The organism is Prosthecobacter sp. SYSU 5D2 (genome assembly GCF_039655865.1).
GTDB lineage: Bacteria > Verrucomicrobiota > Verrucomicrobiia > Verrucomicrobiales > Verrucomicrobiaceae > Prosthecobacter.
This window is the reverse complement of record NZ_JBBYXL010000007.1, coordinates 212,309-228,216: the sequence shown is the minus strand read 5'-3', so window position 1 is coordinate 228,216 and position 15,908 is coordinate 212,309. Positions and strand designations below refer to the sequence as shown.

At 59.4% G+C, this 15,908-nt stretch carries 13 protein-coding genes; 10 read left to right on the top strand and 3 right to left on the bottom strand.

The genetic code is table 11. The annotated features are described in order from the left end of the window. The first annotated feature begins 21 nt into the window (after positions 1-21). The 5 genes from queF (at position 22) to WJU23_RS13680 (ending at position 3,306) form a co-directional block, all read left to right on the top strand. Positions 22-480 carry a preQ(1) synthase gene (gene queF, locus WJU23_RS13700; RefSeq protein WP_346333153.1) on the top strand — a complete coding sequence of 153 codons (459 nt, stop codon included), beginning with the start codon at positions 22-24 and terminating at the stop codon, positions 478-480. Between the two features lie 17 nt (positions 481-497). Continuing rightward, the gene (gene queC / locus WJU23_RS13695; RefSeq protein ID WP_346333152.1) at positions 498-1,187 is read left to right on the top strand and encodes a 7-cyano-7-deazaguanine synthase QueC; all 690 of its coding nucleotides are present in this window, start codon (positions 498-500) and stop codon (positions 1,185-1,187) included. Positions 1,188-1,315: 128 nt separating this feature from the next. Further along, the gene (locus WJU23_RS13690) at positions 1,316-1,510 is read left to right on the top strand and encodes a hypothetical protein (protein WP_346333151.1); all 195 of its coding nucleotides are present in this window, start codon (positions 1,316-1,318) and stop codon (positions 1,508-1,510) included. Between the two features lie 215 nt (positions 1,511-1,725). Next, complete coding sequence (locus WJU23_RS13685) at positions 1,726-2,574, top strand: TIGR03915 family putative DNA repair protein (RefSeq protein WP_346333150.1); 849 nt, start codon at positions 1,726-1,728, stop codon at positions 2,572-2,574. Positions 2,575-2,667: 93 nt separating this feature from the next. Further along, positions 2,668-3,306, top strand: a complete 639-nt coding sequence (locus WJU23_RS13680) for a DUF1080 domain-containing protein (protein WP_346333149.1) — start codon at positions 2,668-2,670, stop codon at positions 3,304-3,306. A gap of 77 nt (positions 3,307-3,383) precedes the next feature. Here WJU23_RS13680 and WJU23_RS13675 read toward each other — a convergent pair whose 3' ends face one another. Beyond that, complete coding sequence (locus tag WJU23_RS13675; protein ID WP_346333147.1) at positions 3,384-4,019, bottom strand: hypothetical protein; 636 nt, start codon at positions 4,017-4,019, stop codon at positions 3,384-3,386. A gap of 44 nt (positions 4,020-4,063) precedes the next feature. Beyond that, positions 4,064-8,050, bottom strand: coding sequence for a LamG-like jellyroll fold domain-containing protein (locus WJU23_RS13670; protein ID WP_346333146.1), 3,987 nt, complete (start codon positions 8,048-8,050; stop codon positions 4,064-4,066). 330 nt (positions 8,051-8,380) lie between these two features. Between WJU23_RS13670 and eboE the strand changes: the two genes are divergently transcribed. Together eboE and WJU23_RS13660 are read left to right on the top strand one after the other, a co-directional pair. Beyond that, positions 8,381-9,556 (top strand): metabolite traffic protein EboE, encoded by a 1,176-nt coding sequence (gene eboE / locus WJU23_RS13665; RefSeq protein WP_346333145.1) that lies wholly within the window; start codon positions 8,381-8,383, stop codon positions 9,554-9,556. 287 nt (positions 9,557-9,843) lie between these two features. Continuing rightward, on the top strand, positions 9,844-10,176 hold the full coding sequence (locus WJU23_RS13660; protein WP_346333144.1) for a sialidase family protein: 333 nt from the start codon (positions 9,844-9,846) through the stop codon (positions 10,174-10,176). Positions 10,177-10,395: 219 nt separating this feature from the next. Here the strand turns inward: WJU23_RS13660 and WJU23_RS13655 are convergent, their stop codons facing one another. Then, positions 10,396-11,559: an anthranilate synthase component I family protein gene (locus WJU23_RS13655; protein ID WP_346333143.1), complete on the bottom strand. Its 1,164-nt coding sequence runs from the start codon at positions 11,557-11,559 to the stop codon at positions 10,396-10,398. Between the two features lie 150 nt (positions 11,560-11,709). Here WJU23_RS13655 and WJU23_RS13650 point away from each other — a divergent pair, with 150 nt between their 5' ends. The 3 genes from WJU23_RS13650 to WJU23_RS13640 all read left to right on the top strand — a co-directional run bounded on the left by WJU23_RS13650 (position 11,710) and on the right by WJU23_RS13640 (position 15,900). Next, a complete protein-coding gene (locus WJU23_RS13650; RefSeq protein ID WP_346333142.1) occupies positions 11,710-12,984 on the top strand; it encodes a tetratricopeptide repeat protein in 1,275 nt (424 codons plus the stop codon). Between the two features lie 15 nt (positions 12,985-12,999). Beyond that, positions 13,000-14,949, top strand: coding sequence for an SUMF1/EgtB/PvdO family nonheme iron enzyme (locus WJU23_RS13645; RefSeq protein WP_346333141.1), 1,950 nt, complete (start codon positions 13,000-13,002; stop codon positions 14,947-14,949). Between the two features lie 78 nt (positions 14,950-15,027). Continuing rightward, on the top strand, positions 15,028-15,900 hold the full coding sequence (locus WJU23_RS13640) for a hypothetical protein (protein ID WP_346333140.1): 873 nt from the start codon (positions 15,028-15,030) through the stop codon (positions 15,898-15,900). Positions 15,901-15,908 lie beyond the last annotated feature (8 nt).

The following is a 15,908-nucleotide window of genomic DNA, read 5'->3' as shown; positions in this document are numbered from 1 at the left end:
CCTCCGGCACATTGGGCCATCATGTCCGATTCCCTCACTGCTGATATCACCCTGCTGGGCCGCTCCGAGCACCGCCTGCCTGCCTCCCCCGACGAGGCCGCGCTGGAGACTTTCCCCAACCGCACCCCGGGCCGTAACTACACCATCCACCTCAGCGCCCCGGATTTCGGCTCCCTTTGCCCCGTCACCGGCCAGCCAGACGCCGCCCATGTGGAGATTCTTTACATCCCCGATGAGCGCTGCGTGGAGACCAAGTCCCTGAAATTTTACCTGGCCAGCTATCGCAACCATGCCTCCTTCAACGAGGCCATCGTCAACCGCATCCTGGATGACCTGGTCACCGCCTGCGCGCCCAAGCAGGCCATCGTGCGTGGCCGTTTCGTCCCCCGTGGCGGTATCCAGCTTACCTGTGAAGCCCGTCATCCCAGCCGCGATGTCCCGCTGGAATGGCCTGCCGCCTCCTTGAGCACCGCGCATTGATTTTGAACTCTCCCGTTATGTCCAAAGCCATCATCCTTCTCAGCGGCGGCCTTGATTCCACCGTCGCCTTTTATTGGGCACGCCAGCATCATGACGTGGTGGGCGCGGTGAGCTTTGACTATGGCTCCAAGCATAACGACAAGGAGATCACCCTTGCCGCCTGGCATTGCGCCCAGTTTGACATCCCGCATGACACCGTGTCACTGCCGTTTGTGAATGACTTGTTCAATTCCGACCTGTTGAAAAGCGGCGGCCCCATCCCTGAGGGCCATTACACGGACAAAAACATGAAGCGTACCGTCGTCCCATTCCGCAACGGCATTATGTTGGCCATCGCCTGCGGCATCGCCGAATCCCGTGAAGTGGACGCCCTCGTCATCGCCGCCCATTCGGGCGACCACGCCATCTATCCCGACTGTCGAGAACCCTTCATGAAAGCCATCGGCGATGCCATGCGCGAAGGCACCTATGCCCGCACCGAGCTGCTGCGCCCCTTCATTGACATGGACAAAACCGCCATCACCAAGCTTGGCCACGAGCTCGGTGTGGACATGGGCAAGACCTGGAGCTGCTACAAAGGCGAAGACCTCCAGTGTGGCATCTGCGGCACCTGCGTGGAACGCCGCGAGGCCTTCATCCTCGCCAGCATCCCCGACCCCACCGTCTATCAGCACGAGTGGCCCCTGCCCGAAAAACCGGTGTATTGATCGGGGTTTGGAGTTCGGAGAACCGCATTTATGCGGGGATTGGGAGGTTTCTGCACAAAGCGGCACTCCCATCAGCATGGGTTCAAAATGGATTTGGAAGCCTGAAGGGATGATGGTATTCTTCACCCATGAGCGAAATGACCTCCATCCCCGAGCAAAAACGCCCGGCGTTGCACAAGCTGATTGATGAGCTCCCTGCCGAAGAACTGGAATTGGTCGAGCGCGTGCTCGCCCGTTTGGAAATGGACCGCCTCTGGAAAGAAACGCAGGAAGGTTTACGCAAGACTGGAATGAAGGCAAATATGCAGGCCTGGATGATATAATTCAGGAAGTGCGAGCCGACCTAAAACAGCGCGCCGCATGATCGTGGTGCTGGATACCAAACAAGGCCACACGGGATCATACCCAAAAAGGTAAATCAGGCTCATTCCCTTTTCCGTGTGTTCCGTATCTTCCGTGGTTGTTTCCCAGTTTCTGAATCAACCTGGCTTCTTTCTGCATGCCTGACGTATGATACTCGCACTGTTCCCCACACCCCATGACGTCCGCTTTCATCGAGCCCACCTTTGCCGCCTGGCGCAGCAAGGCGCGGGAGCTGTTAAAGCAGGGCATCCCACCCGACCAGGTGCATTGGGGCGACGCCAGCGAGGGTCATGGATTGCTTCGGGAAGAACCCGCCTCTTACACCATCTCCGTTCCTGTAGAGATCAAAGTGCCCCCCAATTTCCTGTCCCTGGCCGCCAGTGTCTGCGCCCACACGGATGACCGCCGCCACGCCATTCTTTATCGTTTGTTATACCGCCTGACCCTGGGCGGCGAGCGGCACCTGCTTCGGATACCCAGCGATCCCGACACCCGCCAGTGCCAGGCCTGGGCCAAGGCCATTGGTCGCGACATCCACAAGATGCATGCCTTCGTCCGCTTCCGCCTCATCGGTCAGGATGACACCACCGGGCGAGAGCAGTTTGTCGCCTGGTTTGAACCGGAACATCGCATCGTCCGGCTGGCCACACCGTTTTTTGAGAAGCGTTTTGCCGGCATGGACTGGTCCATCCTGACGCCGGATGAATGCGCCCACTGGGATGGAAAAAAGCTCACCTTCACCCCCGGCCTGGACCGCAGTCAGGCTCCTTCCGCCGATGCCCATGATGATCTCTGGCGCACCTATTATCGCAGCATCTTTAACCCGGCCCGGCTAAAGGTGCAGGCCATGCAGTCCGAGATGCCGCAGAAATACTGGAAAAATCTCCCTGAGGCCCAGATCATCCGCGACCTCATCTCCGGCAGCCAGGAGCGCGTGCAAGAAATGCTGGAGACGCCCGAACGCCCCGTGAAGCCGGTCCCTGACAATGCCTACATCCGCTCTTTGCATCAGCGGCCCCAGTAGCTGCGCTCGCAAGAGCGTGGCCTTTGCCCACTGACAATGCCTGCATCCGTTCTTTGCATCAGCGCCAGGACGGTTCATAATCCCGGTCCTACCATGAAAAGACGCCTCCTCATTCTCGCCGCCCTGCTCGGCTCCGTTTCCTTTTCCGCCTTCGCCGAAGACGGATTTGTCCCCCTCTTCGATGGCAAGACCATGACCGGTTGGACCAACCCCTACGAGTGGGGCAACATCGAGGTCGTGAACGGTGAAATCCACCTCACCGGTGAAAAGAAATTCTTCGTCGTCACCGACAAAAGCTACACCGACTTCATCTTCGAAGGCGACATCCTCCTGCCGGAAGGCAAGGCCAACAGCGGCTTCATGTTCCGCGCCCATGTGGAGCCTAACAAAGTGTTCGGCTACCAGGCCGAAGTGGATGGCGACGCCAACCGCAAATGGTCCGGCGGCCTCTACGATGAAGGCCGCCGCAAATGGTTCATCAGCCCCATCAAGGGCGACAAAGCCAGCGAGGACGCGTTCCGTGCCCGCGCCGGCGATGCCTTCAAACGCAATGACTGGAACACTTACCGCATCACCTGCAAAGGCAACAAGCTGAAGATCGAAATCAACGGCGTCACCACCACCGATGTCGAAGACGGCATGGACGCCAGCGGCCCCATCGCCATCCAGCACCACGGTGAAAAAGGTGCCACCTACAAGTTCCGCAACCTGCGCATCAAAGAGCTAAAGTAACCCGCCTTCACCCCTTCCAAACGATCCCGAGCCCGGCTGCTTTTGCAGCCGGGCTTTTTTATGATGGCTCCCTATCGCTATTTACAGTCGTGATAAAGAATGACGCCGTATGCCTGGAAAACAATGTCCCCAACATTTTCGCTGCCGAACCAGGCCAGGATCTGGTCATGACCTGCATTGGGAAGGTCCCAAAATTGGTTTGCCAGCTTTAATTGAGTGAGGTGGTTGGCATTGGCCTCATAGAAAGAAAGAACGTGAGGAGGTGACTGTTCGATCTGAGTGAGAAAGGGATGAAGGTCCAATTCCATTCGCGCCATTGCACATAGCCAGGAATCAATCTCAGAACCTGAGTCGGCCTGATTCAGCAGATGAGCAATCAGAGCGCTGAGAAAATTATGCCAGGCAACGCGTCTCGGGGCTGGCCATTCGGTGGGATGCGTGTTGGCAATGGCCCGTCCCGTCACTTCAGGCACGGGCCACCAGAATTCATTGAGCGCAGAACACTCCATGATCCTGGGTAGAAAATACAGGTAATCCGGAACATCCCCAACTGTGAGGAAAGCGGAGGCGGCATAGGGGCCGAGGTCGTCTGCGGAGATGTCCCGCAATGGCAGGGACGTGAGGACGCAGAGGTTCTTGCTATCCACACAGCACGGACAAGCATCAATCTCGCTTGGGCGAGGTATGTCAGCAAAGGCCTCGTATAGAAGCATAATGGAATTCTCCAACGAGTCCATGATCTAAAGCTAGCAAGACTTCACTCCACCTTCATCACCCCGTTCATCACCATCCAATGACCCGGAAAAGTGCACAGATAAGGATACTCTCCCTTTTCCTTGGGCGCTTCAAAATGGATGCTGAACTCTTCCTTCGGATTGACCATGTCCGTATAGACCAGAACATCCTGGGAATCCGGCACGTAATGTTTGGCCAGGCCTTTTGGATCGGTAATCATGAGGTTCACCTGATCGCCCAATTTCTGCAAGGAGCCAGGTTTGGCCAGCAGCCAGTTGTGCGGCACTACATCCGGATTTTTGAAGGTCAGCGTCAGCTTCTCCCCCGCCTTCGTCGTGAGCTGCTTCTGCACATATTGCAAGCCCAGCGCCGCATCCACCACGATCTCACGTCCCGGCTCGCCTTTGGCCCAGGGATTTGGCTTGCTACTAACAGCAGCGCTGGCCTTGGTCGCCGGCACAAATGTTTTGGCGATTTTTTCATACCCATCAAATTCCGTGAACGCCGGAGCCAGCGCATGAGCCGTCAGAAAGACATCATGCGCCCGCCCTTCCGTCACCGCCACCCGCAGGTGGATCATGCTGGCAGGCACCAGTTGCGGGATCTCCAAAAACAGCGCCTTGCCGCCCTCCAGAACCTGCGCACTGCGGATCTCCAGCGGATCATGCCCCACCGTATCCGCATACTTCGCCGACATCTCGGGCGACCCATAAGCCGCGCTGTAATTGTAGTTCCAGCACTGCGCAAAATGGCTGGCCGCTTTTGCAACCGCCGCTTTGTCCACAGCACGGTCAAAGCGCAGCATCACGCCATTGTCCCGTGCTTCAAAGCCCACCGGAACCGCCACCTGGCCGCCGGTATAACGCACTCTTTGGAAACAGCCGTCCAGAGGCGCATAGCAGCCCCAGCCCTGCATGCCGGTGACGTAAAGCTGCCCGTCCTTGGGATGAAACCTCCCGGTCTGCGACCCCGAATCAAAACTGCCCGCAATGCGCACCGCCGCGCCCTGCCAGCGCCCCTCCACCTGCTGCCGCATCACCAGCCAGCCGGTGCCCGTGCCCGGTGAAAAATGTGTTAAGTTGCCATCGCCTTTCAGGGCATCCCACGCTTGCCCCATCACAAAACATTGTCCGCCCGATGAGTTGTCTTCCCCACGCGGCAGATACATCAGCGGAGGCTCGGGCGGCTTGCCATCCTTCGGGCCACCCGCGCCAAAATGCGCCCCCTCATTCCTGCCCATCTCCACCTGGCAGATGGAGGATGACGGAGTCCAGTCCCCCTCCTGCACACTGGTGGTGACAAACTTCCCATCCGGTGAAAGCCCCAGCCCGTTCGGATTGCGAAAGCCCGTCGCCAGCACCTCCACCTGATCACCCGCCACGCGGATGATCCCCTGATTTCCCGACGCCGTATAAAACCGCCCCTTCGCATCCATCTCCAGCCCCGTGATGAAATCATGCCCGCCAGGTGACGTCTCCTGCACATTCGTCACGCACTCATAAAAGTCCGCCTCATCATCGCCGTTCAGATCATGCAGCCGCGTGATCTGGTCACGCCCCAGCACATGAATCTGGTCCTTCACGATCTTCAGCCCAAGCGGCTGGTGCAGCCCCGTGGCAAAGCGTTTCCATCTCAGCTTCTCGAGCTTGTCATCAATACCGCGCACCAGCCACACCTCCCCCGTCATTGTGCTGATCGCCGCACTGCCATCGCTGAAGAAATCGTGTCCACTGACAAAAAACAGGGTTCCATAAGGATTGTCAAAAGGCAGCGTCAGCGTGTCCGTGGCAAAGGGTTCCCCCTTGCCAATGACACCCTTCGTCTCGATCCACTCCGGCCATTGGGCAGGTCCGCCCTTGGCACATTTTTTGACGAGCTCTTCGTTAGGCGTCTCCACTCCGTCCTGTCCCAAAGTCAAATAAACAGGGGACTTGCCATCATGGCTTTCAGCGAAGAACACCACCTTCTCTCCGTGCCGGTAAAATCCTTTGTATCGGGGTCTGTCTTCCTCACTTATAAGTCCGCCTTTCGCCACCATCTTTCCTTCCATGGCCGCACCGCCCATGAAGCCGTGACGGGAATCCGTGAGCTTCACAAATCCAAAACGCCAGAGGATCGGGAAGAAAAACTTCTCAGGATCGAAGCATGCTGAAAGTTTTCCAGAGCGCACAGCCACCCCCTTGGAAATCGTCAATCCACCTCCTTTGAAAACCACACTGAACACACTCCCCAGATCCGAAGCCGCAAAGCGCCCGTCACGCCAGCTCACCGCATCATTTTGATTCCCCCAGTGCCCCTGCTGACCGCCATCCAGCCCCGGAAAACCCGGAAGCAATTCCGGCAGTGGTTTGCCCATGAACTGCACCGCCTGCTTGCCATAATAATCAAACACGCGCTCGCGGTTCACATCCGCCTGCCAGTGGGCATATTCCTCTTCACGCAATGGCTTGCGCTCCGGCTTAAATTCCGCTGGTGCGGGTGCCTGGTTCGTGCCTGAGAGAAGCGCCTCCAGATCATCAAAATTCCAGATGCCCAGCGTGTTGTCCATACGCTGGCGCGGCAGATCCCCCTTGCGCGGTTTCATGGGCCCTCGGGAGATGCGCACATCATCAATGACCCCGTCACAGCCCACGCCGCCTTCCACCAGCCGGCCAAAGGCCAGCCCGCCCGGCTTCGGTTCCCCATGCAAAGGCGGCAGCGCTTTTTCCAGCACCAGCTTGCCGTCCACAAACAGCTTCACCAATTCCTCCTCCATGCTCGCGATCACATCATGCCACTGGCCGTCGCAAATATTGACGTTCGTCTTATACTCCCCGCCCCGTCCCGGCAAATATAGGCTGAAAACACCGCTGTTTTTATAAGTATAGATCTCCCAATGCGTTGCGGAGTCCTTCGGTTCATTCGCCACCAGGATGTTAAAACCGGCCGCGCTGTTCAGCTTCACCCGGCACTCCACGCTCAGCGGCAGCCTGCGGTATTCCTCGCCCCCCTCCAGCACCAGCCCGCCCTGCAGCGCCTGGCCGAATTCCGCGTTCATCGAAGCCACCGATTTCGGTGCCTGCACCCCCTTCGGTGCCGCCGTTGGCACCTTCGCCGCCGTCTCCTTCCAGGTCCTATACTCAGGCTTTTTCCCCGCCGCCTCACCCGCCACCTGCGGCAGCAGCCAGGCCAGCCCGTCCAGATTGTCCAGCAGCCGTCCCTCTGCGTCTTCGTTCGTATGGTTCAGGATGCCAATGACCCCCTTATAGCCGCTGGCGGCGATGATCCTCAGCACCCGCACATCCTCTGTGCCCACGCCCAGCGGCAGGATTTTGCGATCCTTTGTATCCCCCGCCACGTCCATGCCATTCAGGTTCAGGCACAGCAGGTGCGGCAGCATCTTCGGCAGCAGTTTTTCCAGCCGGTCCAGATGCCCGTGGCCATGGTGCAAATTATACACCAGGCCCACATTCGTGATGCCCTGCTTCTTCAGCGCCCGCACAATCGCCAGCGCATTCTCCGGCTCCCCATACCAGTTCCCATGGTTATACAGCCCCACCTGGCAGCCCAGCGGTGCCGCCGCCTCGCAGATAGGCCGCAGTCGCTCCACCTCCGCCGCGATGCGCTGCTTCTGGTCCTCCGGTGACTTCACCTCCACCGGCCCGCCGTTGCCGTTCACCCACAGCTGCGGCTTCACCCCGTGGCGCTTAAACAGCTCCAGCGTCTGTTTCGCCACGTCATTGTAAGTCGTCGGAAACCACCAGCCAAACAGCTCGATGCCATGCTTTTTCAGCGCAGTCAGCTCCTCATCCCACTGCGGGATGTGCTCCGCCCGGTAGTCATACACAAACTTCCGCACCCCCATCTTCTCCAGCATCGCCGCCCGCTCCTCCGGCCCACGTTTTTTCGCATCAAACGGCACAATGCACCACGCCGCCAGATTTCCCCGGTCAAACACCTCCGCCGCAGGCAAGGCCGTCCAGGCAGCCAAAACACAGAGGAAAGTAAAAACGTAACGAAGAGACATCATGGATCGGCGGCAGGTTAAGGCTCAGGATAAAAACGTGAACTGGTTCAAACGCATCTCCCGCCCGTTTATTCCCGCCCAAATCACAGCGCCATCCATGGAGCGCCGACGATCCGTCGGCAAAAAAAACTGCTCCCCCTTGGGCAAGCCACCAATTCCCCTCACTGCGCACCGAGCACCGCGCACTCCTGCCCCCGCCCCCGTCTCCGTCTCCCCCACCACTGAAAACCGCATACTGAAAACCGCACACTGCCCACCTCCCCCTAAACCATTGCAAACCACCGCCAACCACCGCAAACTCCCCCTTCACCTTCCGTCCCCCCGTTCCCACCCATGCTTCTCAACCACGGCATCCACCTCGGCTATTGCACCAACATCCACCGCGGGGAGACCTGGGACCAGACCTGGGCCACCTTGCGGGATTATACCCTCCGCGTCAAAGACCGCGTCAGCCCCCACCAGCCCTACGGCATCGGCCTCCGCCTGGGTGATCAGGCCTCCCGCGAGCTCCTCGTCCCTGGCAAGATCGGCGAGTTCAAAGACTGGCTCGCCGCCAACAACTGCTACGTCTTCACCATCAACGGCTTCCCCTACGGCTCCTTCCACGGCACCCGCGTCAAAGAGCAGGTCTTCCTCCCCGACTGGACCTCCAAAGACCGGCTCGACTACACCAACCGCCTCTTCGACATCCTCGCCCAGCTCCTCCCCCCCGGGGCCAGCGGCAGCGTCAGCACTCTCCCCGGCTCCCATAAAACCTTCCCCATCGGCAGCGACGAAATCAACGCCATCTTCGAAAACGTCCGCCTCTGCCGCCAGCACATTGAGGAAGTCTCCACCGCCACCGGCCACGACCTCCACCTCGGCTTCGAGCCCGAGCCTCTCGGCCTCTTCGAGACCAGCGGCGAGGTCCTCAAATTCTTCGGCCTCTATTACGACCGCCACCCCCAGGACAAAGACTTCTTCAAATTCATCGGCCTCAACTACGACACCTGCCACCTCGCCATCGAGTACGAGACGCCCAAGCGCGCCCTCTCCCGCATCACCGGCGCGGGCATCCGCCTCAGCAAGCTCCACTTCAGCTCCGCCCTCAAATTGAAGCCCACCCCCGACATGGTGGAAAAACTCCGCGCCTTTGACGAGCCCGTCTATTTTCACCAGGTCATCGCCGATTACGGCCCCACCACCCCCCTCCGCCGGTTCAAGGACCTGCCCGATGCCCTCCACTTCGCCCAGACCAACCCCACCGAATTGGGAGAAGAATGGCGCGTCCACTTCCACATCCCCCTCCATGCCGAACCGACCGACGGCTTCCAAAGCACCCGCGACCATATCGAAGGCACCATGGACTGGCTCAGCCAAAACCCCACCAAGTGCCAGCACATCGAAATGGAAACCTATACCTGGGAAGTCCTCCCCAACGAAATGCGCACCGGCGACGTCGTGGACCAGTTGGTCAAGGAGTACGACTGGACGCTCGGGGAGATGCGCGGGCGGAATCTCGCCAGCTAAACCCGCCTCGCGGACCATGGAGCGCCGACGATCCGTCGGCATAGTTAGCCGTCCAAAAGATAGCTCAAGCAGTGACAAGTGAGTTCTCCCCACCAATCGGGGGTTCTCCAAAGAATGCTAATAGCTTATTCAATTGATCAGGACCCTCCATCCCAAACTTAAATTTTGCGCTTGAGGCGATTTTTTCAACAGCAGCAATTTTGAAGACCGTCAATGCATCTCAGATAACGTCTTTTAATGGGTGGCAAGCATCAATTTTGCGTACATTAGTTTCTGAGTCAGCGAGCTTGATAAAAATTTTCCGAGCTTCTTCAAGACTGTGTGTTAACCGCATCCTCTTTGCCAACCCCGCCACCCAGATCCCCGGCCGTTGGGGCCGCACCACGCTCACCCTCCGGATGAGCTATGACGAGGGCCAGACCTGGCCGGTCGCCCGCGTCCTGCATCCCGGCTTTTCCGCCTACTCCTCCCTCGTCGTCCTTCAGGATGGCAGCATCGGCTGCCTGTTCGAGTCCGGTGGCGATGTGAAAAAAGAGCGCTACCAGCACATCACCTTCGCCCGTTTTCCCCTGGCCTGGCTCACCCAAGGCCAGGACTTGCAGGGCTTACACATGAAATGAGATCACAGTTTTAAGTCGTGCCTTAAGTTACAGGATTTACATGATTAACAGGATTTTTTCAGATCCTGTCAATCATGTTTATCTTGTTAATCCTGTAGAATTGGGTGCCCTATTTTTAATGCGTATTCCCTGCAGGACACGCCCCCAAACAAAGGGCACGATTGACCTGCAACGGGGCCACGACGACAGCCTCTGCGGCCTCAGGCCGCCGACTGCAGGTCATAAAGCCGCCAGAATGCCGGAGGCCTTGTGCAGAGTCTCCTCCCATTCCCTTTCCGGGATGCTGTCTGCGACGATGCCGGAACCTGCATGGAAGGTGATCGCATCCCCTTGTTGCACAGCGGTGCGGATGGCGATGTTCCACTGGCTTTCGCCATCAAAACCAAAGTACCCGATGGCTCCGGTGTAGAGTCCGCGAGGATGGAGCTCCAGTTCGGTGATGATTTCCCTGGCACGTCTTTTGGGCGCACCGGTGATGCTGCCGCCGGGGAAGCAAGCGCGAAAGGCATCGGCATGGCTGATTTCCGGCCGCAAAGTGCCGGTGACGGTGGAGACGAGGTGATAGACCTGGGCGAAGCTTTCCACCCGCCAGAGATCCGGTACCTGGATGCTGCCATATTCACACACCTGGCCCAGGTCATTGCGTTCCAGGTCAGTGATCATGAGCAGCTCGGCGCGTTCCTTTTCACTGGCCAGGAGTTCACGGGCGGAGAGGGCATCCTGGTCCGCGTCGTGGGGGAAACGCGGGCGGGTGCCTTTGATGGGGTGTGTGGCGATGGTGCGGCCGGAGAGTTTGAGAAACAGCTCCGGTGAGGTGGAGAGGATGATGGTGCCTGCAAGATGGAGGCAGGCGGCATGCGGGGCAGGGGAGATGCGCCGCAGGCGCTCGTACAAGGGCAGAAAGGGGGTGCCCGCAGGCCAGGCTGCCTGCCAGGGGTGAGAAAGGTTCACCTGATAAATGTCCCCGGCGCGAATGTATTCCTGGGCCCGGACCACTTGGGCCATGAATTCCTGGCGTGAGACGAGGGGCAGGAAGGGGAGCTTGGGAAGATCCTGTTGGGGCTGCCCTTGGACGAGGTGCCGGGCGGCTAACTTTAATTTATCTGAAAAATCACCGCATTCGAACCATTCTTCCCGGCCATGGTCATACAGGAGCGCATGAGAATAAACGCCGAGCACAAACTGCCCATCATACCCCACCCATCCGAACAGGCCCCCTGGCCTTTGGGTGGCAGTTCCTTGGAGGAGAGCGTGTTCCACCAGCGCCCAATCCTGGTCCATCCGCCCCTGGAAAACGGTTTCCGGCCGGGCGGTCAGGATGGAGACGGCATCCGGCGCAGCAACGGCGCTGTCCAGCCAGACAAATCCAGGTTCCTGAGCCAAAAGCGTGGCGATTTCAGCAGGAGAGCGTCCTTCGGAGGCAATTCGTGCCCATGGCCCTCCTTTTTCGGGGAGAGAAGGGGTGGAAAAGGGGTGGAGCATTGACACTGCGGAGCGTGGACCGTACCATACGAATTTCCTGCGGCAATCGGCATGGCTAAAGCCCCTTCCATTCTCAACGCTGACCGGGGCCGTGCCAGTGCAACGGCCCTCGGTGTCCTCTGCCTGCTTGCAGCAGTGCAGATTTTTTTGGTGATTCAGGCCTTTTGGAAAGGCGCGGAGGGAGGGACAGAGGCTGGAAAACCGGCCATCAGCCAGCAGGCGAATCCTTTAGCTGCGCCGGTATCTCCAGTATTGCCCACCGTCAGCTTCAGCCCGCCGTCGGTGGGTCAGCTGGCTCCTGCGGCTCCGGCTGCGGTGTCTCCAATGCTGGCAGACCGGGGGTTTGCTCCACCTGCGATAGGCTCTTTTGCCCCACCGCCCGGAGGTTTGCAGCCGCCTGCTTCCGTTCCTGGTCCGGCTTTTTCACCGCCTGCCATCCCGCTGACGGCCCCGCTGCCCCCCCTCACGGCTCCCGTTTCGACTCCCGAACCTGCACCGGTTCCAGACCCGGTCCCGGCCGTTCCGGCGGCCCCTTCGGATTCGGTGGCCAGCATGACCCTTGAAGAAATGATCGAGTTGGCCAAACAAGTGCGGGGGTTGGGTGACATGCAAGGAGCCCTTGAAGTCCTGAAACGCGCTGACCTGCAGTATCCCGGCCGCCCTGAGGTCCTGGCGGAGACGGCGCAGTGTTATGAAACCATGGGCTTGGCGGACAAGGCGGCTGCCGTCTGGCGGCAGCTCGAAAGCATGGATCCTTCCCAGGCGGCCGGCTTTCGTGATCTGGCCCAGAGGCGGTTGAGTGCCCCGGCGCCTGCCAGTCCGTCCCTGGCTCCGGGTTTTTCCGCTCTGATGGGTGGAGAGGGAGCGAAAATGCTCTCACTGGGCGCCTGCGTGGCCGTGCGTGACCCTTCTGTTGTCAACGGGGAAAAGGTGGTCCTGCGCATCCCCATTCTGCGCCAGGGAAACACCACGCTGGATCCGAGCCAGGTGGACATTGACGTGTATTTTTTTGACCGGGTGAATGGCGAAAAAATCGCCCAAACCATTGCTGATGAACCCGTATCCACCTGGGCGTCCCTGCCGGTGGACTGGAGCGGCATTGGCGAAGAACCCCTTGATGTCACCTATTTCCTGCCGGCACTCACTCCGGGAGAAATCGCCGCCCATGGCCGCCGTTCCTATCACGGCTATGTGGTGCGGCTGTATTACCAGCACAAGCTCCAGGATGTGGCCGCAGAGCCCCGAGACCTCCTGGACTTTGGCTCACGAACGCCCCAGACTGTGCCGGGCGGCGTGAACCCGCTGCTCCCGCCGTTGACCAACTGACGGCTGCCCCCCACGATGACGATCCTTTTTCTCGACGCCAACGCCGACACTCGCGGCCCCCGAACCGAAGCCCTCCAAAAACAGCCCGAATGGACTGTCCATAGTGTGGCGAGTGTGACAGAAGCCCGCGCCTGGATCAGCCGCGCGGACCGGTTGGACCTGCTCATTACCGAGGCCATTCCTGCGGCCAGCGGCGATACAGGGTTCAATCTTCGGGATGCCGTGCTGTCCCGTTATCCGCAGGCCAAGGTGCTTTTCACGACCCGGTATGATCTGACGGGGTTTGAAACTCAGATCGCCGGCTGGCCGGTTCTTCTGGACGCCCCTTACAGCGAAGAAAAACTCGTCGCCAAGACCCAGGCCGCCCTTCTCGCCCCGGCGCCACCGCGCTGTGTGGAGCTGCCCCCATTCCTTGCCCCCGGAACCATGCTGGGGAATTACCAGGTACAGGACCGGCTGACTCAGGAGGCCGAATCTGAAACCTACCGGGCCATCCAGGTGACCGTGCAGCGTCCGGTGGCCATGGTATTGCTGCGCCCCGATCTCCTTAGCCAGCCGGAGGCCGTCAAAGGTTTCAAGGACCGTGAGCGCCTGAAAGCCTCCATTTCCCACCCGCGCATAGCCCCTTTGTATGAGGCAGGTTCCGTAAACGGGCTTATTTTTTACACCCGGGAGCTGCCGCGAGGCCGCAATCTGGAAGAGATGCAGGCCGCCAATGAGCACCTGTCAGAGCGAAAGATTGCTGAGATGCTCTTTGGGGTCGCTGAGGCCATGCAGTACGCGGTGGAGCGCGGGCACCATCATCGCCGTCTTTATCCACGTGATGTTTATCTGGATGCGGAAAATCAGGCCAGCATCGTCAATATCTTCCGTCCCGCAGGCAGCCGCCCGCGTGTCGCCCAGGAAGAAGTGGCGGCTCTGCTGGATCTGGTGCAGCCGCTGGCCAGTGAGGGGAAGGCCCGCGGCCTGCTGGCCACATTGGCGGAGGCCGGGCACGACTGGTCAGGCCTGCTGGAAGCTCTGGATGATGTCCGGGATGCCATGCGGGAGCGCAGCATCATGCGGCGGATCGAGGCGGAGGAAGGCTCCTCCGCCAGCAAGCGTCCCACCCCATGGTGGGTCTGGGCCGCAGCCGCAGCCGCCCTGGCAGCCGTCTTTGCGCTGGGAAATCTGGTGGGTACGGCCACTCCATCGGCCATGTCTGCTCTCAAGCAGCAAATGGTGGCCATCCCGGCAGGACCCTTCATTTATCAGAAAAAGGAAAGACGCAATCTGCCCGCCTACTGGATCAGCAAACATGAGACCACCATCGGCCAGTATGGAGAGTTTCTAAACTTCCTGGACCAGAATCCTGCCGCTAGCCTGGACCATCCGGACCAGCCCAAAACCAAGACCGGGCATACCCCCCCCAAGTGGGCGGAAACCTACGCAGCAGCCAAGGCGGGGGCCACTTATAATGGCCAGCCGATGAGCCTGAACACCCCCGTCACCCAGGTGGACTGGTGGGATGCCTATGCCTTTGCCAAATGGAAAGGGCAGCGGCTGCCTACAGAAGAGGAATGGGAGAAAGCCGCTCGCGGCAGCACCGGTTTTCTTTTTCCCTGGGGTGAAAAACAGAACAAGGCTGCCGCCAACCTGGGCGAGGACTACGACACCAATGGCAAAGGCGGCATCAAAGACGGTTTCAACCTCTGGGCACCGGTGGACCGCAAGACCCTGGATGTAAGCCCCTATGGCGTCTGTGACATGGCGGGCAATGTCTCCGAATGGACCGCCAGTGAGAGCAAGGACGGCATCTGGCCTTCACATCCTGACTATCCGGATCTCCGCGTGCCGGTGGTGCGGGGCGGACACTTCGCCTTGAAGGTCACCAATGACCTGCTGACCAGCCGCTTCTTTGCCGAATCTGCTTCTGAAACCACCCTTGCCCGCGGCTTTCGCACCGTCAGCGACACGGCTCCGTGATCCACTTTTACCCGCCCCGGCAGGAGGGCGGTGCATTTTAATGTTTTCTACACCCCTGTTTCAGCTTTGAATGTCACCATGCGCTTCCTTACCCCTCTCCTTTTCTTCGCCCTGGCGCTGACGGCACAGGCCCAGTTTCAGGTCAGCCTTACCTTGCCGAGGTCGGATTTCCTGGCCCTGGAGGCGATCCCGGCGACTGTCACCATCACCAACCGCTCCGGTGCAGAAGTTGTGCTCGGCGGCCCAGGGCGTACGAGCTGGCTCTCCTTCGAGATGACTGACCGGACGGGCGTTCCGCTCTCGCCCATAGATGTCTCTGGCGCTGATCTTGCCCAGATACCTCCTGGCGGGACCATCCAGCGTAAAATCATTGTTTCGGATGCTTATGCGCCAACGGAAATTGGCAATTATGGGCTGATAGCGCGTGTCGCGGATGTACCTTCCGGGCAGTATTATACCAGTTCCCGGGCGCGCTTTAACATCACTGACAGCAAGGCCATGTGGGAGCAGACCTACGGGGTCCCGGAAGGCTATCGCGGGGCGGGAACCGCCCGCCGTTACGCCGTCATCCTTTTTGATGATGGCAAAGGCACCTCTCTGTATGTCCGTCTGATTGATGAGAAGAGCAAATTGCGCCTGCAAACTTTCCGCATTGGCCCGGTCATCATGGCTCATGATCCACAGATAACCCTGGACCGTGGAAACCACCTGCAGATTCTCTTTCTGGCCCAGCCCCATATCTACACTCACTGCATCGTCGCGCCTGACGGCTCATTAAAAAAACGATCCTACTACCGCGAGGAGAACGGCGACCGCCCGCACCTGACTGTCAGCGCTGAGGGCGATGCAATGATCACCGGCGGACAATTTTTTGATCCGAGCGCCCCGCCGCCGATGCCCGCTGGCAATACTGGACGCAATGTCTCTGACAAACCACCGGGTCTGGAATAAATCAAACC